Below are 18,538 nucleotides of genomic sequence, written 5' to 3'. Positions count from 1 at the left end.
TAATGGCCAATTTGTTCTGGATTATATGGATCGGATATATCTATAATGACCAATCCATTATAGTCATCCGCAACGAAAGCTAAATTGTCTTTTACATATACTCCATTTGCCCACTTAGTATCGTAATGGCCAATTTGTTCTGGATTATATGGATCGGATATATCAATTATTAATAGTCCTTCTATACCAGCAGCTACCGCTATAATATTTTTATTAACATTCTCTTTTCTTGTAGTAAAAGACCAAATTGAACCTGATGTAGAATTACCATTATTATCTTTAACTATTATTTTCCAATAGTATGTTGTATTAGGATCTAATCCATTTAGAGGATATGATGTATCTGTATAATTTTCTGCAATTAATTCTAATTTATTAATATCTGTTCCAAAATAAATATCATATTTTAATTCATGTCCATCTAAATCAGTAACATTCCATTTTAATGTGGGATCTAAACTAACATTTGTAGCGTTATTTTCTGGTTCTATTAAATTTGGAGATAATGATGGAGTATTTTCTTTGGTTGTAAATTCCCATATCTCTCCTTCTGTCTTTCCATTATATTTATCTTTTGCAATTATTTTCCAGTAATATTTTGTATTAGGATCTAATCCATTTAGAGGATATGATGTATCTGTATAATTTTCTACAATTAAATTTAAATTATTAATATCTGTTCCAAAATAAATATCATATTTTAATTCATGCCCATCTAAATCAGTAACATTCCATTTCAATGTAGGATTTAAACTAACATTTGTAGCGTTATTTTCTGGTTCTATTAGATTTGGAGATGATGGTGGAGTATTTTCTTTGGTTGTAAATTCCCATATCTCTCCTTCTGTCTTTGCTCCTTTACTGTCTATACTATCTATTTTCCAATAATATGTTGTGTTCGGTTCTAATCCAATTACTTGATATTTAGTTTTTGCTGTTTTATTTTCCATTAAATTCAAATTTTCTTTATTTTTCCCTAAATATACGTCATAATTCAAATTTGTTCCGTTTTCTTCATCATAACCTTCCCATTTTAATGTTATTTTTAATGGAATATTTGTGCTATGGTTTATCGGATATACTTCAAGTGCTTTTGATGGTGGGATATTGTTTTCATTTAAACATCCTGATAAAAATACTATTATTAACAATACTAATAAAGATAACCTTCTTTTCATTTTATTCACCACCTTGTGTATAATGTTTTTGTAAAAATAATAAAAATGATAAATTATTTTAAAGATTTGATTCTAACTCTGAGTTATTATATAACTATAGTAATTCTATCTCCTTGTGCGTCGATTATGTCTATTATTTTTCTGCTTTCTATATCTATCATTACTGTTCAATATGTTTATCTTTTTTTTATCACAAAGTCATCTTAATACATACTTTTCTTATTTTTTCTTTATATAATAGTTTATACTTACAATTAATTAATTAATTAAAAAATTAACGTCATTAATATATCTTTGATATACTAATTATGTTAGAATTTCAAAAAATAGATATCATTTTCAGGTTATAACCTTATTTTACAAAAAATTTACTTATGTTTACCTAAAGTCTATTATATCGCTTTTATTAATATTTTGTCAACACTCTTTTAAATAAAAAAACTGCTTTTTCAGCAGTTCTTTGATTAATGTTATTTTAATCTATATTTCTTTTTTACTTTTTTGATTTCATCTCTGTATTTTGCTGCATCTTCATATCTTAGTTCTGATGCGGCTTTAAACATTTCTAATTCCAGTAGTTGTATATATTCTTCTGGTGTTGTATTTTCAGCAACTTCAAATATAAATTCTGGTTTTTCAACTTTTTCCATAAATTGTTCAAATATATTTTTAGGTAGTTCTTTTATTATACTTTTTGGTTTTATATTATTTCTTTCATTATAATCCATTTGCAATTTTCTTCTTCTATTTGTTTCGTAAATAGCGTTTTGCATTGCTTCTGTAATTTTATCTGCATACAATATAACTTTTCCATTTATATTTCTTGCAGCACGGCCTATTGTCTGGATTAATGTAGTTTCTGATCTTAAAAATCCTTCTCTATCAGAATCCATTATAGCAACTAGTGAAACTTCCGGTAGGTCAAGCCCTTCTCTTAATAAATTAACTCCAATAACAACATCTACATCTCCACTTCTTAGTTTTCTTACTACTTCAGATCTTTCCATAGCATCCAATTCAGAATGTAAATAAGTTGCTTTTATTCCAATTAGATTTAGATGATCCGCAAGCATTTCTGCATCTTTTTTTGTTAAGACAACGGCTATTGCTCTTTCGTTTCTTTTAATAACTTTTTGCAATTCATCTATAAAATCATCAACCTGCCCTATAGTAGGTTTAACAAGTACTTCTGGATCTATTAGTCCAGTTGGTCTTATTATTTGTTCGACAATCTGGTTAGAATGTTCAAATTCAAATGGTCCTGGAGTTGCAGAAACGAAAATCGTTTGACCTATCTTTGATAAAAATTCTTCAAATTTTAAAGGTCTATTATCATATGCAGAAGGTAATCTGAAACCGTATTCGATTAAGTTTCTTTTTCTTGAATGATCCCCAGCCCACATAGCTCTTAATTGGGGTATTGCTATATGAGATTCGTCAATAAAGGTTATAAAATCTTTGTCAAAATAATCGAGTAATGTCCATGGTGGATCTCCTGGATTTCTATTATCAAAGTGTCTGGAATAATTTTCAATACCTTTACAATGGCCAAGTGTTTCAAGTAATTCCATATCCATTAAGGTACGTTGCTTTAGCCTTTGGGATTCAAGTAATTTCCCCATTTTTTGAAATTCGTTTATTCTTATTTCTAATTCTTTTTTTATGGAGTCAATTGCCCTCTGGATTTTTTCTTCTGTTGTGACAAATTCACTGGCAGGATAAATGGTAATTTTATCAAAAAATTCTATTTTTGTTCTATTCAATATATCAAAAGAATAAATTCTTTCAATTTCATCATCAAAAAATTCTATTCTAATTCCAAAATCTTCATATGGAGGGTAGATTTCAAGAATATCTCCTTTAAATCTAAAATTTCCACCGGTATGCTTATCTTCAGAACGGGTATATAACATTTTTGCTAGTGATTCTAAAATGAATCTTCTTTTATATTCTTTTCCAATCTGTAGTTTTAAATTTATATTTGCAAAATCTTCCGGATTACCTGAAGCGTAAATAGTTGAAACACTTGCAACAACTATAACATCTCTTCTTGTTAATATAGATTTTAGTGTAGAAAGCCTCATTTTTTGTAAAACGTCATTTATTGTTGCATCTTTTTCAATGTACATATCTCGTCCGGGTAAATATGCTTCTGGTTGATAATAGTCATAATAGCTAATAAAAAATTCTACTTTGTTTTCTGGGAAAAAATCTTTAAATTCTCTATATAATTGTACGGCAAGTATTTTGTTTGGGGATAATATAAGTGTTGGTCTGTTTAATTTTTCAATAACATTGGCCATTGTGAAGGTTTTTCCAGAGCCGGTTACACCAAGTAGGGTTTGAAATCTGTAATTTTTATTAATTCCATCTATTATTTTTTTTATAGCTTCTGGCTGATCGCCTTGTGGTTTATATTTTGAATTTAATTTAAATTTGGTCATATACATCACCTTCTTTTAAAAATACACCATTTACGCTTAGATTTTTTAATTATACATGATCTAAAAAGTTTCAAATGCAACGAAGATTCGAAGATTGCCCCTACACGCTACCGCTCTCCTTTCCCCTTAGATTTTTTATATTAAAAAATCTAAGGGGAAAAAGGATTTATAATTAAATAATAAAAATCATTTATCTTATATACTATAAAATCCCAATTGTGTTAACAATTGGGATTTATTTTATTTTTTTACCAATTCTAATTTTAATCTTGCATATACAGGGATACCGTTTAGATAAGGTGGATAATATTCACCTTCGATTAGAGGTAATGCGTATTCAATAAATTTTTCATTTACAAACATACCGTCTTCGGTTATGAATTCTTCTGGAATTAATTTTGTTTCATTTGCAACATTTTCTAAAGATATTAATTTTGTTTTGCTTAAATAGGGGTTGTTATATATTCTTTCTATTCCAACCATATATCCACTATATCCTTCTAATGCATATTTTACAGCCATTGTTCCAACTTCTATAGCCTCATTAACATCTATCTGACTTGATATATGTCTTCCACTTCTTTGTAAATAATCAGGTACTGCATAATGCGTTTTTATATTTAACTCTGTTTTTATTAAATTTGCTAAAGTTGAACCAATTCCACCTAATTGAACATTTCCAAAATTATCTTGATAGCCTCTCGCGGCAACAAATGTACCATCTTCGTATTTTATACCTTCAGATGCAGCTATAGAACAATATCCGTATCTTTTAATTGTATTCTGGATTTTTTCAAAGAATTTTTCTTTGTGAAAAGGCACTTCAGGTATTAAAATGATATGTGGACCATCACTTTCATGTCTTTTAGCCAATGCAGTTGAAGCAGCAACCCAGCCTGCATGCCTTCCCATTGTTTCTAATATAAATACCTTTGTGGAATCTGCTGCCATACTTTTAACATCTAATGTTCCTTCTAAAATAGAAACCGATAAATATTTTGCAATAGACCCAAATCCTGGGGTATGGTCAGTTTCTGGTAAGTCATTATCCACTGTTTTTGGCACACCAATGACCCTTAAATCATAATTTATTTTTTGTGCATATTGGTGAATTTTGTTAGCTGTATCCATTGAATCATTTCCACCATTGTAAAAAAAGTAATGTATGTTATATTTTTCAAATATTTCAAATATTTTTTGAAATTCTTCTTCTGTTTTTAATTTCCTTCTACAAGAACCAAATGCGCTGGATGGTGTGAATTTTAATAATTCAATTTGATCAGGATCTTCTTTACTCATATCAGCTAATTTTTCATTAAAAACGCCGTTAATTCCATTAATGGCAACATATATATTATCAATTTTTTCAGAATTTAAAGCCGCTTTTATTACACCATATGCTGATGCATTTATAACACTTGTTACACCACCTGATTGTGCATATATAGCATTTTTCATGTTAATCCCTCCAATATAACAATTTTAATTTATAACTTATTTATAGAATGTTTAAAAAGTTTCAAATGAAAAGAAGACTCGAGGATTGCCCTTACACGCTACCGCGGGTATAGGATAAAAGATTTTTATTATATAATTATAAATCTTTTTCCCTTAGATTTTTTATCCTAAAAAATCTAAGCGTAAATGAAAGCCGTCAAAATTACATGGATGTAATGCCGTGAAACAATACACGATGTATTGTTTGAGCGACGGCTGAGAATGAATAATTTTAAGGATAATCGCTGTCTGAGTGAATTTGACTTTTTAGATATTCTTCTTATTTAAAAAGTCAAACAAGCGGAAACTTGAGGAGCAAAATTATATAGAAAAAATAAAAAATATCCCCATCTTATGACAGGGATATTTTAGCATATTAAAGCTTCATTTAAAAAAAGATTTGTAAATATCATATAACAATTTTTCAGAAGAATAAAGCGAAAACTTTAAATAATATATAAGACACAATAGCAGCTGCTGGAACTGTTAAAAACCATGAAACAAATATGTCTTTGATAACTCCCAGGTTAATTGAACCGGTACCTCTGGCTAACCCATTTCCTATAACAGAACCAACTACTGTATGTGTTGTTGATATTGGCATTCCCATATTTGAAGCTAATAATACTGTTGTTGCGGTTGAAAAGTCTATTGCGAATCCTCTTGAATTGTTTAACTCTGTAATTTCTGTTCCAACTGTTTTCATTACTCTGCTTCCCCATATTGCAACACCTATAGCTATACCTAAACCACCTAATGCGAGAATATATCTTGGAATTTCAGCTTTGGCACCAACTGTACCTGTTACTACAGCAGCATATATAGCAGCTACGGGACCAATTGCATTAGCAACATCATTGGCACCATGGGCTAATGCAACATAACATGAAGTAACAACCTGAGATTTTCTGAATATTTCCTCAACATATACATAAGGATCATCTGAAACATTTTTCAATTTTATTATTATATAAATCATAATTATTAAAGACATAAATATTCCAAAAAGTATAGCATATAATATAGCTTTAAAGGTTATCGGAATATGAAGTGTTTTTACTATAAAAGAAAGACCTATGATAAATGCAGCTAATCCAAGAAAGAATGGAATCCAAATTTTGGAGTTTTTCTTGATATTTTTACTATGAAGAATAGTTGCAGAAATAGCTTTAAACATTGCAAATGAAACTGCTAAACCAACTAAAGGAGAAATGATCCAGCTTAAGGTAATGGTAATGATTTTAGACCAGTTAACTACTGCAAGCCCACCTGCGGCAATACCATAACCAACCATTCCACCAACGATTGAATGTGTTGTTGAAACAGGCCACGATTTATATGTTGCAATTGCAAGCCATATAGTAGCACCAAGTAAAGCAGCCATAGAACCCCATATAACCAGTTTTGGATCTGCTAAAATGTCTAAATGTAGGATTCCTTTCCTTATAGTGTCTGTAACTTGTTTTCCGAAAAACGTGGCTCCAACGAATTCCAACACACCAGCAATTACAACAGCCTGTTTAGGAGTTATGGCTTTAGCTCCAACAGCGGTAGCCATAGAATTAGCAACATCATTGGCACCAATTGCTAATGCCATTCCAAATCCTATTAATAGTCCGATAATAAGTATCGCGCTCACGATATTCCTCCTTTATTCATTTATTAGAATATGTACTCTATCACATACGTTTTGGGTTACGTCTGCTATTCTTGCAAGTAATAAAATTAATTCTCTAATATATAAGAAATCAATAGGGTGTATATTATTTTTTTGTGAATAAAGCCATTTTCCAAACTCAAACAGTCTATTATCTATATCTTTTTCAAACCATTTCATTTCTGAAATATCTTTTTCTTCAGAAGAAATGGTTGATTTTGAAAAGTCTGATTCGAGTATTACATTTATATATTTTACAGTTTTTTTGAAATGATCTAACATTTTTTCAATTTCATCAACTACAGAATATATCATTTTTTTATGTTCTTCATCAAACTCTATTCTATTAAAAGTCATTTTTTTTGCGACATCTTCTATCAAATCTATTATTTTATCTTGTAAGTCAATGAAATTCAATAATTCAGATCTTTCAAATCTGTATAAGTGTCCTCTTTTTAAATATTGTCGAAAGTTTCTTTTTATATCATCTGCGTCATCTTCTAATTTATCAATTTTGTTTACTATATCATCAATAGGTTTGTTGTTTAGATATCTTTCGAATAATTCTGGTAAATAATCAGATGCTTCTTCAACTATACGAGCATGTTTTATAAGTTCTTCTATGGGACTAAATTTTTGAAACATTTTACCCCAAATACTAATAACAATCACCTCCAGAGCTGTTTTTAAGTTATTTTGCATATTTTAATAAAAATTCATAAGCTTCATTTATTTTTTTAAATCTCTCTTCGCATTTTTCTTTATCTTCTTGACATTTATCAGGATGATATTTTTTTGTTAACTCTCTGAATTTCTTTTTTAATTCATCTTTAGTGTAATTTTCTGGTAAATTGAATAAATTTCTGTAATAATCATATTTCTGCCTCAACTCATAGTAGTTTTGTGAACCATATGAATGTTGAGAAGTGTCATTGTAATTTCTATTTTGGTTGTAGTATCGTCTATAAGTGTAAAATTTGAATCTCATATTTCTGAATATAAAGTATATTCCGAATATTCCAAAAAGAAATAATATAGGATATCTAAACATCATAGCAAAAATTAGTCCAATAAATCTGAAAAATATTGATATAACAACTAATAATCCGATAAAGGTTAATAAACTTTCCATAGTATTCCTTCTTTCATAAACTTATAATTAGTATTTATAGATAAATATTTTATTTCACAAATTTATTGTATCATAAATACTTTGAAAAAATGTTTCCATGCTTTTTCAAAAGTAAATAATCAATAGTTTCTATTAGAGAAGCTATTAAATATATTCCGAAGACAATGTATTTATAAAAAATGTGGAAATAATTTTTTTACAATCTGTAATTAATAGACTCTCTGATAATTCAGAGAGTCTATTAATTAAGAATTCATTATTGATATATACCTTTCGATAAAATTTCTAACTTCTTGCATTCCGAAATTTCTGTAAAATCTATTTAATTCTCTGTTATCTTCATCAACAAAAACCAATGTTGGAACTGAAAACACTAACATCTGACCAGAAATTTCAGGTTTTTCTTCAACATCGACATATTCAAGTTCTACATTATATTCATCCATTAATCCTTCAACCTTTGGCCATAGTCCTTTACATGTTCTACATGTTTTGTTTGCAAAATAGTAAGCTTTCACTTAATTACCCCCTTTTCAAAAATTCTTTTCAGGGGATTTTAACAAATAGACTTTAAATATTAAAGAAAAATAGTTAACAAGAATCAAATTTTAAAATTCTATATAATCTCCAGGTTTTAATATTTTACATTTAATATTTAAGCTTTCAACCTTGGTTTTAAATGCATTTGAATCAGCATTAATTATTTCCCATGTATTGTAATGAAAGGGAACAACTATTTTAGGTTTAATCATTTTAGCTGCAATAACGGCATCTTCAACATCCATAACGAAGTTACCTCCAATAGGCAAAAATGCAAGGTCTATATTCTCTAAATCCAATAATTCCATATCTTTTGTTAATCCGGTATCTCCTGAGTGATATATTTTTTTTCCATCAATTTTTACTATAAACCCACCAGGATTACCACCATAAATAATATCGTCGCCCTCTATAATTCCAGAACCATGTAAAGCAGGAGTCATTTTAATACTTCCGAAATCAAACTCCTTTCTTCCACCAATATGCATGGGATGTAAATTTTTTACTCCTTTTTTTTCAAGATAATTTATTATTTCAAAGTTAGAAATAACAGTAGCTTGAGTATTTCTGGCTATTTCTACCACATCACCCATATGATCCAAATGTCCATGAGTTATAAGTATATAATCTAATTCTTTAAAATCTGATATTTTTTTAGTAGCTTGAGGATTGCCATTCAAAAATGGATCTATTAATATTTTTTTACTTGCTTCAATATATACAACAGCGTGACCTAAAAAATATACTTTCATGAAATCCCCTCCTTATCCTAATTTTATGTTTATAAGAATATAAAAAATATAAGATAATAATAAAATCAAACCTTTCCAGAAACCAGCTTCTCTTTTTTTGAATAAAAATATTTCTGTAAGAAAGACAACTCCAACCATATAATAAGCATCAAATATAACGCTTCTATCAGGAATTACAGGATGAATACTTGCAGTTATTCCTAAAACAACAAGAATATTAAAGGCATTTGATCCTATAAGATTACCTATTAAAATATCATTTGTTCCTTTTTGGGCTGCAATAATACTTGTTACTAATTCTGGTAAAGATGTTCCAATTGCAATAATTGTTACACCGATTAGTGTTTCTGTTAAGCCGAGAATTTTTGCGAAATCTGAAGCACCTCTTACGGTTATTTCGCCGCCTATTGCAAGCATAACAATTCCAAGTAAAACAAGAAATACAATTTTATTCCATGAAATTTCATCTGTTTTGACTTCATGTATTTCTTCTAACAATTGTTCCTGAATAGTTTTATCATTTTTTGCCATATTATACATATATGCTATGAATATAATCAAATAGGTTAGTAAAATAAAACCATCAAAATTTGAAAGAGAACTATTTCCATCTAATAACATAAATAATAAAGTTAGTGATATTAATATTACAAAAGGGATTTCATATGCAAGTGTGCTTTTTGGAATGGAACTTTTTTTAATCATTAATGATAATCCTAAAATTAAAGCTATATTGGTAATATTACTTCCTATTACATTTCCAAGGGCAATGCCAGCAGAACCGTTTAAAGCAGCACTAATACTAACAAATAATTCAGGCGCACTTGTTCCAAAAGCTACTAATGTAAGGCCTGTGAATAATTCTGAAACTCCGATTTTTCTTGAAAATCCAACAGATCCTTCAATTAGATAATCTGCACCTTTTATCAACAATAACATTCCAATTATAATAAGGATTATATCTAAAATCAATTATTTTCTCTCCTTTCAAAGTCTTTATAAAAATTGTTAAAATCTTTATCGGATAACGTTTTGTTTTTATAGGTATTTATAAAATCAGTAATGAAGAAATGAAATTTATTTATTATTAAAGGGTATTTTAGCACCAGAGAGTATATATCTTCTTCGTTTTTTTCTTTTTTATTTAATAAATTATTATATAATTTTTGATTATCTAAATAAAGGTATTTGAGTCTTATACTTTCACATAAAATTTCTGGCCATGTATCTTCTTTGTTTTTCTTTTTAATAAGGTATCCAAATGTATAATGTGAAAGTTCATGAACTATTACTCCATTAAATAAATCATTTTTTCTTAAAAATATATAATTAGGTGGTGTAAAAAATGATTGCATGTATTCTGTTGAAATAATATATAATTGTTTTGGTAAGGAAATATAATTGTTTTTAAAGAATAGTTCAATTATTTTAAAAGTTTCTGTAGGGATGTTTAATTGGGTAAATATAGTTAAATTACTTAAATATATCTGTTTAAATGTGTTGTTATAAACTAAAAATAAATTGTCAGATTTTGATATTATTTTTTTAGAAATATTGATAATTATTTTTTTTCCAGGACTATTAAATTTTAATACACCGTTTCCTTTAAATGGGATTTTTTTATATGTTGAAATTTCAGAATATAAATTATTATTATTTATTAATTCAAAATGAGGATAAAAGGATAAATTTAGTATATATAAGTAGTCATCAGTTACCAATATTATTTTAAGAAAATTAATTAATATTATTACCAGGAAAAATATAGATATCCTTCTGAATTTCCGCCTATCCATGTTTTATCACCTAATTTTATTTTTGTTTTACCCAATGATGGTGGAGTTAAATAAAGATAATTTTCTAGATTAATTAAATTATTTTGATTTATAATTTCAAAATAAGGGTTAATAAAAATGTTTAAAATATTTTTATTATTTTCAGGATTAGAGTTTATAATTATCTTTTTTTCACCAGTAAGTTTAAATGAATAGGTTGTTACTATTTCCAATTCTTCATATGGTTTTTGAATAAATAATTGATATCTCTTATTATACATTTGTGCTGTAATTATAGTACAATTATTATAATCAGAAATAGCTGATAAAAAATCACTGATTTGTTCTATATCTTCATCGGATATAGAGCCATTTTTAAATGGATTGCCATTAATGAGGAAAAAGGATAGTTTTTTATGATATACAAAATCCATAATTCCTTCTATAAATTCTAAATTATCTTCTAAAGTGTCAAGTGTATTAAATTGTAAAGCGAGATAGTTTAAACTCATATATAAGCCTCCTTTTTAAAGCTGACATTAACACTAAAAAATAACAATAATATTATATCATATTAAATGACATTTTATTGTATAAAAATGACAATATGTCTTTTTATTGTTTAAAAGGTAATAAAAGTAATATATAATTTAAGTAGACAAAAAGATAGTAAAGTGGGGTGATGGTATGGAAAAAGAGATATATCGTTCAAGGAAGGATAGATTTGTTGGAGGGGTTTGTGGAGGTATAGCAAATTATTTTAATATTAGTTCTACACTTGTTAGATTATTATATTTTGGATTAATTTTGGCAGATGGCATAGGCATAATATTATATATAATAGCCTGGATAATTATTCCTGAAGAACCGATAAATAAAACAGTAGAAAAAGAAGATAAAAATTCTGAACAAAATAATTTTTATAAAAAACATAGTGAAAGAAATAATTTTTTTATTGGTCTATTTTTCATAACAATTGGAATTATTTTTGTAATAAAAAATTTTTTTCCTGATTTAATATCTTTAAGTTTATTTTTTGGAATTATCTTTTTGATCTTTGGGTTATATTTATTGATGAAAAGGGGGAGATAAAATGAGATATGTATTTGGTCTTTTTTTTGTTGTAATAGGAATAATATTTATATTACAGGGTTTTACCGTTGATATATTAATTAAAATGGGATTTAATTTTTTAAAATTCTGGCCTTTTCTTTTGATAATTACAGGTATGTCAATATTATCAAAAAACATCAAATGGATTAAATATATTAATTGGATCATAACTTTAATATTTTTATTGCTACTTGTTTTTTGGAATTATAATGCGGATTTTTTTGATTATAATAATGATATTAATTATGCTAATTATGAAAAGTTTGAATTTGCAATATTACCAGATTCTGAAATAATAACTTTAAGATTTGATGTTTTGACAGTTACACTTGATATATCAATAGATGATAATTCTGATAAAATATATGGATATTATTATGGTTTAAAGGATTTGAATATAATTCAAAAAAGAGGGAAAATAAATTTTGAAAGTAATATATTTGGTTCAAAAGGATATAAAATTTATTTGAAAATACCATCTAAATATATATATAAATTTTATATTGATAGCGGTGTTGCAAATGTTAATTTAAATGAAGAAGTAAATACTATAAAATATTTTCAGATAGACTCAGGTGTTAGTAGAATTGAGGGTAAAATAGGAATGTTTAAAGAAAAAATATTTTTTGATATAGATAGTGGAGTAACTAAGTTTAATATGATATTACCAGATAAAACAACGTATTTTTTAAAATATGATGCAGGAATAAAAAAGATTAATATTAGTAGTGATATGATTAAAGATAGCGAAGGTGATTTTCAAGGAAATATAGATGCTGGAGTATTAACCATTAATTTAAAAACAAATGATTTTGAAAAATTGGAAAAAGAGGTGAAATAAGATGAGAAAAAATAAAAATATTTTAGGTGGTATGTTTTTAATAATAATAGGGATATATTTAATATTTTCTAATATTTTTAATATAAATATTTCTTGGAATTATATCTGGCCTCTATTTATACTAATTCCTGGGATAAAATTTGAATATGATTATTTTAAATATAAAAAGAACCCAGGTATTTTGGTTCCGGGAGGAGTATTAACTACAATTGGAATAATATTTTTAATAAGTTCTTTTTTTGGGAATAAAGTATTGAATTTATTATGGCCAGGATTTATTTTAGCACCAGCTGTTGGATTATTTCAAATGTATTTGGCAACTAAAAGAAAAAATCTTTTATTTCCATCTTTTTTATTAAGCGGTATATCTATTATATTTTTTATTGAAGAAATTTCAAATAGTGTAAGAGTATGGAATTATACTATTGGTATAATTTTTATTCTTTTTGGTTTAATGTTTTTAATAAAAAAGGATGTGGGTAATAATGAATAATGTAATAGAAATAAGGAATTTAAAGAAGTATTATGGTAAAGTTAAAGCCGTTGATGATATTTCTTTTGTTGTAAGAAAAGGTGAAATTTTTGCATTTTTAGGGCCAAATGGTGCAGGTAAAACAACTACACTTGAGATAATAGAAGGATTAAGAAAAAAAGATTCAGGAGAAATAATTTTTTTTGAAAAATACACATCTCCTCAGGATTTTTATATTAAAGAACAAATAGGGGTTCAGTTGCAGAACAATGCTTTTTTTGATAATCTAACAGTGTATGAGACTTTGAAAATGTTTGGCGGCTTATATAAAAAATCAATTGAACCTATTGAATTAATTAATAAAATGTCCCTAAATGAAAAAAAGAATGCTAAAGTAAAAGAATTATCTGGAGGTCAAAAACAAAGGTTGGCAATTGCTGTAGCATTAGTGAATGATCCTGAAATCGTGTTTTTAGATGAACCTACAACCGGGCTTGACCCTCAATCGAGAAGAAATATTTGGGATATAGTGTTGGAGTTAAAACATCAGGGTAAAACTATAGTTTTAACTACACACTATATGGAAGAAGCTGAATATTTAGCAGATAGTGTTCAAATAATAGATCATGGTAAGATAATTGCAAAAGGTACAGTTGATAAATTGATAAAATTATTAAATAAGGAATCGGTAATAGTGTTTAAAAGTAGTAATAATAAAATATTTGAAGAAAAATTTAATGGTGTTATTTTTGATGAAAAAGTAGAAATTAAAACAGATAATGTTGAAGATACTCTGTTTAATATAATGAGTTTTTCAAAAGATAAAGATATATATCTGGATGATATAGTTATAAGAAAACCAAACTTAGAAGATGTGTTTTTAAACCTTACAGGGCGAACTTTACGAGAATAAGGTGATAAAATGAAAAAGATATTAAAACTTGCATATTTCCACTTTAAAAATGATATGAGAGAATTTGATTCTTTTTTCTGGTCTTTTATTTTTCCACTTATTTTATTTTTTATATTGGTTTCAATTTTTGGAAGTATGAAAAATACTGAAAATATAGATTTATCAAGTTTAAAGGTTGGAGTAGTTTATGAAAAAGAATTATCCGGATTTTCAAAAATAATAATAGAAAAAACATTTAATAATGTTCCATTTGAAAAAGAAATATATGAAAATGTGGATGCTGCAATTAAAAAATTGAAAAATAAAGAATTAAATGCTGTATTATATTTCCCAGCTAAATTTTCTTTAGATTTTAATACTTCATTAATGGGGTTAAAAAAGAAAGAATCCAATATTGATATATATTATGTGAAAGGGAGAAGTGATTCAAATATCACAAAAGACATATTAAAAACATTTTTTGAATATGTGAATATTGAAATATTAAAAAGAATCAATGAAACGAGTGCAAAAAAAATAAAGGAGATAAATATTAATAAAGTATCAATAACAACGTTAAAAAACGAGTTTTCCTATAAAGATTTTGTTTTTCCTGGAATATTGGTTTTATCAATTATGTCAGTGGGTTTTTTTAATATTCCTTTTAATATTTTATTTGCTCGTGAAAAAGGAATAAACAAAAGATTTTTAATCATTCCAATAAATGGGTTTTCTTATTTTTTTTCTTTGATTATAAGTAGTTTTTTAATGGTAGTAATATCAAGTGTATTTGTTATAATTGAAGCTATTATAATGAAAGTTTCAACTAAATTTTTTTCATTTGAGTTTTTAATATTTTATATATTTTCTATAATAATAATTTTCTCCCTTGGATTAATGTTTATAACTATATCGAAGAAATTATCAACAGCAATGGCATTGATAAATATAATATTTCAAGTTTCCATGTTTTTAGGAGGATTATATTTTCCAGTTTTTAATGTTTCGTGGACGATTAAATGGTTTGTGTATATTAATCCAATAACTTATTTAGTTGAAGGAATGCGAAGAATAGTGGGATTTAATTTAGCGCCTTTTCAAAATCATTGGGTTTATATAATACCAATGATTTGGGGGATATTTTCTATAGTAACATTTTCTGTAAATTATAAAAGGGTGATGGGATATGAATAAAATATTATGGCTTTCAAAATATATTACAAAGGAAGCATTGAGAAACAAAGCGGAGATTTTTTTTATATTGTTTTTTCCGTTAATATTTCTTATTATTTTTGGTTTTCTATTTAATGATGAAGATAATGAAAGTATGTTAAACATAGCTATATATGCCGATAAAAATATAAATTATTATTCAGCTGAGTTGTCAAAAGTATATACAGTTAAAATTATAAATAATATAGAAACCATATCAAAAGACATAAAAAATGGCAATTATGATGTTGGTATAATTATAGAAAATGACCAAATAACCTTATATTATGATAACTCAAATATGAATAACTCATCAATTTTAAGAAGTTTGGAACTTGATTTGAAAAAGATAGCAATGAAAAAGAAAGAAACTTTTTTTGAATACTTAAAAATTAATGAGATAAATGTTTATCCAACAAAAATCCAAAGTAAGTATATTGATTTTTTACTTACTGGAGTAATTGCAATTTCTATTTTATCAAACGGGATGTTTTCTATGATAACTGTTTTTGGTAGATATAAAAAATTAAATATTTTAAAAAGGTTTATATTAATTCCCATAAAATCATATGCATTTACTGTAGGAATAGTTCTTACAAGGGTAATAATTAGTTTTATATCATTGATTTTTCTTATAATAACAGGTATGATTATATTTAAGTCAAATATAGAAATAAACTGGATATTATATTTATTACTGTCATTTACAAGTACAATTGGTATGATGGGTCTTGGATTGGTATTTTTATTTGTATTTAAGAAAAGTGAAACTGCGCAAAATGTAGCATCAATATTTTTTACAATAATGATGTTTTTTTCTGGAGTTTATTTTCCAATAGAATTTTTACCAAAAACATTTCAAATAATTTCTAATTTTTTACCGATAAAATATATTGTTGATTCACTAAGATATGTAGCAGGTATAGATATTATGAATATATATTATTTTATATTTTTAAATATAATAATGTTTGTATCAGGTACGTTTTTATTAATACTTGCATCAAAAGCATTTTTAACTCCAGAAAAATAAAAATTCACAAACTATATTATTAAAAGAAAAACAATAAGTGTATAATAAATGTATAATATGTAATTTGGAGGGAATTCTTGTGATTAATTATGAAGATGATTTAAAATATGATGTTATTGTGGTAGGAGCTGGACATGCTGGAATTGAAGCAGCTCATATTTCTGCAAAAATGGGTATGAAAACATTATTGCTTACTATAAACTTGGATAATGTTGGATGGGCGCCGTGTAATCCTGCAATAGGAGGGCCGGCAAAGGGAATCGTTACACGCGAAATAGATGTGTTAGGTGGGATTCAGGCTAAAGTTACAGATGAAAATATGATAAATATTAGAATGTTAAATACTAAAAAAGGACCTGCAGTAAGAGCATTGAGAGCTCAAATAGATAAATATGATTATTCTCAGCATATGAAAGAAATTTTACATTCTACACCAAACTTATTATTGAGATATGGTCTTGTTAAAGACCTGATTATAGAAAAAGGAAAAATAAAAGGCGTAATTACTGAATTAGGAGCGAAGTATGAAGCAAGGGCAGTTGTTTTAACTACTGGGACTTTTTTAAGAGGAAAAATTTTTGTAGGAAGAAGTGTATTTGAATCTGGAAGAATGGGAGATTTTCCAGCAAATGGATTAAGCAAATCTCTTTTGAAAAATGGTATTAAATTGGGAAGATTTAAAACTGGAACACCTGCAAGAATTCTAAAAGAAAGTATAGATTTTTCTAAAATGGAACGACAAGATACCTCTGATGAACCATTAGCTTTTTCGTATTTTTCTCAGCCTAAAGTGTTAAATAAAGAATATCCTTGTTGGCTTACAAGAACTACTAAAAAAACACATGATATAATAAAAAAATATTTGATGTTTTCGCCATTATATGGTGATATAAAATTAATAGAAAGTGTTGGGCCAAGATATTGCCCATCAATAGAAGATAAAGTGGTTAAATTTAATAAAGATTCTCATCAACTATTTATAGAACCTGAAGGAAGAAGAACAAAAGAGTATTATATTAATGGATTGAGCACTAGTTTACCGTATGAAGCACAAATTCAAATGGTGAGAAGCGTTCCAGGATTGGAAAATGCAGTTATAGTTAGACCAGCATATGCAGTTGAATATGATTTTGCTTATCCTGATCAGCTTCAACATACTCTGGAATCAAGTATAATAGAAGGTTTATACTTTGCGGGGCAAATTAATGGAACAAGTGGTTATGAAGAGGCTGCAGGTCAGGGATTAATTGCTGGAATAAATGCAGCATTGAAAATTAGAGGAGAAAAACCATTTATTTTATCACGAGCAGAATCTTATATTGGAGTATTAATAGATGATTTAATTATAAAAGGTACAAATGAGCCATATAGATTATTAACATCAAGAGCTGAATTTAGATTACTCTTAAGGCATGATAATGCGCATATAAGATTAGCTAAGTATGGTTATAAATATGGATTGATTCCTAAAGAATTTTATGAAAAGGTTATAAAGTTGGAAAAGAAAGTTCAAGAAGAAATTGAAAGATTTAAAACAGTTAAGATAAAACCTAATAATAGGATTAACGATATTTTAGTAAAAAGTGGGACAACACCTATAAAAAGTGGGATGAATTTATATGAATTATTAAAAAGGCCACAGGTGTTATATGTAAACATAAGAGAATTTGACAATAATCCAATTTCAGATATAGAACTTTTAGAACAGGTTGAAATAGCAATAAAATACGGTGGTTATATAAAAAGAATGATGGAAGATGTGGAAAGAATGAAAAAACTTGAAAATGAAAAAATTCCTGAAAATATAGATTATAAAGAAATTCCTAATCTAGCTTACGAAGCAGTTGAAAAGTTAAGTAATGTTAAACCAAAATCAATAGGTCAAGCAATGAGAATTCCAGGGATTACCCCAGCGGATATAATGAACTTAACCATGTATTTAAAAACAAAATGAGCATATTGCTCATTTTGTTTTTAATATGGTAATTATTTTTATAATT

General features: G+C 26.9%; 18 protein-coding genes. 7 read left to right on the top strand and 11 right to left on the bottom strand.

The features are described 5' to 3' along the window. From X275_RS11225 to X275_RS10510, 11 genes are all read right to left on the bottom strand, one after another. Nucleotides 1–1,178 (bottom strand): hypothetical protein (locus X275_RS11225; protein WP_156168790.1); only part of this gene is annotated, 1,178 nt, incomplete at its 3' end. Between the two features lie 470 nt (nt 1,179–1,648). After that, complete coding sequence (uvrB, locus tag X275_RS10555) at nt 1,649–3,622, bottom strand: excinuclease ABC subunit UvrB (RefSeq protein ID WP_047268751.1); 1,974 nt, start codon at nt 3,620–3,622, stop codon at nt 1,649–1,651. A gap of 240 nt (nt 3,623–3,862) precedes the next feature. Further along, nucleotides 3,863–5,080 (bottom strand): 6-phosphofructokinase, encoded by a 1,218-nt coding sequence (locus X275_RS10550; RefSeq protein WP_047268750.1) that lies wholly within the window; start codon nt 5,078–5,080, stop codon nt 3,863–3,865. Nucleotides 5,081–5,543: 463 nt separating this feature from the next. Further along, nucleotides 5,544–6,716: an inorganic phosphate transporter gene (locus X275_RS10545; RefSeq protein ID WP_084822615.1), complete on the bottom strand. Its 1,173-nt coding sequence runs from the start codon at nt 6,714–6,716 to the stop codon at nt 5,544–5,546. A 54-nt stretch (nt 6,717–6,770) separates the two neighbouring features. Beyond that, nucleotides 6,771–7,421, bottom strand: a complete 651-nt coding sequence (locus X275_RS10540; RefSeq protein ID WP_047268749.1) for a DUF47 domain-containing protein — start codon at nt 7,419–7,421, stop codon at nt 6,771–6,773. Nucleotides 7,422–7,467: 46 nt separating this feature from the next. Next, nucleotides 7,468–7,908, bottom strand: a complete 441-nt coding sequence (locus X275_RS11220; protein ID WP_047265225.1) for a J domain-containing protein — start codon at nt 7,906–7,908, stop codon at nt 7,468–7,470. A gap of 245 nt (nt 7,909–8,153) precedes the next feature. Then, a complete protein-coding gene (locus X275_RS10530; RefSeq protein ID WP_047265226.1) occupies nt 8,154–8,426 on the bottom strand; it encodes a thioredoxin family protein in 273 nt (90 codons plus the stop codon). A 90-nt stretch (nt 8,427–8,516) separates the two neighbouring features. Continuing rightward, the gene (locus X275_RS10525; protein WP_047268748.1) at nt 8,517–9,200 is read right to left on the bottom strand and encodes a metal-dependent hydrolase; all 684 of its coding nucleotides are present in this window, start codon (nt 9,198–9,200) and stop codon (nt 8,517–8,519) included. A gap of 12 nt (nt 9,201–9,212) precedes the next feature. Then, entirely contained in the window at nt 9,213–10,172 is a 960-nt protein-coding gene (locus X275_RS10520; protein ID WP_047268747.1) for a calcium/sodium antiporter, read from the bottom strand. Next, the gene (locus X275_RS10515) at nt 10,169–10,996 is read right to left on the bottom strand and encodes a hypothetical protein (protein ID WP_047268746.1); all 828 of its coding nucleotides are present in this window, start codon (nt 10,994–10,996) and stop codon (nt 10,169–10,171) included. Before X275_RS10515 ends, X275_RS10520 begins: the two co-directional genes overlap by 4 nt. Continuing rightward, nucleotides 10,951–11,487, bottom strand: coding sequence for a hypothetical protein (locus X275_RS10510; protein ID WP_047268745.1), 537 nt, complete (start codon nt 11,485–11,487; stop codon nt 10,951–10,953). The genes X275_RS10515 and X275_RS10510 overlap by 46 nt, the downstream gene beginning before the upstream one ends. A 175-nt stretch (nt 11,488–11,662) precedes the next feature. Here X275_RS10510 and X275_RS10505 point away from each other — a divergent pair, with 175 nt between their 5' ends. From X275_RS10505 to mnmG, 7 genes are all read left to right on the top strand, one after another. Continuing rightward, the gene (locus X275_RS10505) at nt 11,663–12,067 is read left to right on the top strand and encodes a PspC domain-containing protein (RefSeq protein ID WP_047268744.1); all 405 of its coding nucleotides are present in this window, start codon (nt 11,663–11,665) and stop codon (nt 12,065–12,067) included. Nucleotide 12,068: 1 nt separating this feature from the next. Beyond that, complete coding sequence (locus X275_RS10500; protein ID WP_047268743.1) at nt 12,069–12,929, top strand: hypothetical protein; 861 nt, start codon at nt 12,069–12,071, stop codon at nt 12,927–12,929. Between the two features lies 1 nt (nt 12,930). Further along, nucleotides 12,931–13,422, top strand: a complete 492-nt coding sequence (locus X275_RS10495; RefSeq protein ID WP_047268742.1) for a hypothetical protein — start codon at nt 12,931–12,933, stop codon at nt 13,420–13,422. After that, a complete protein-coding gene (locus X275_RS10490; protein WP_047268741.1) occupies nt 13,415–14,314 on the top strand; it encodes an ABC transporter ATP-binding protein in 900 nt (299 codons plus the stop codon). Before X275_RS10495 ends, X275_RS10490 begins: the two co-directional genes overlap by 8 nt. Nucleotides 14,315–14,323: 9 nt before the next feature. Continuing rightward, nucleotides 14,324–15,487: an ABC transporter permease gene (locus tag X275_RS10485; RefSeq protein WP_047268740.1), complete on the top strand. Its 1,164-nt coding sequence runs from the start codon at nt 14,324–14,326 to the stop codon at nt 15,485–15,487. Further along, complete coding sequence (locus X275_RS10480; RefSeq protein ID WP_047268739.1) at nt 15,480–16,538, top strand: ABC transporter permease; 1,059 nt, start codon at nt 15,480–15,482, stop codon at nt 16,536–16,538. The genes X275_RS10485 and X275_RS10480 overlap by 8 nt, the downstream gene beginning before the upstream one ends. A gap of 82 nt (nt 16,539–16,620) precedes the next feature. Beyond that, nucleotides 16,621–18,492 (top strand): tRNA uridine-5-carboxymethylaminomethyl(34) synthesis enzyme MnmG, encoded by a 1,872-nt coding sequence (gene mnmG / locus X275_RS10475; RefSeq protein WP_047268775.1) that lies wholly within the window; start codon nt 16,621–16,623, stop codon nt 18,490–18,492. The last annotated feature ends 46 nt before the right edge of the window (nt 18,493–18,538 follow it).

The sequence above is a fragment of the Marinitoga sp. 1197 genome, from assembly GCF_001021165.1.
Classification (GTDB): domain Bacteria; phylum Thermotogota; class Thermotogae; order Petrotogales; family Petrotogaceae; genus Marinitoga.
This window is presented reverse-complemented; position numbering and strand designations above follow the sequence as displayed.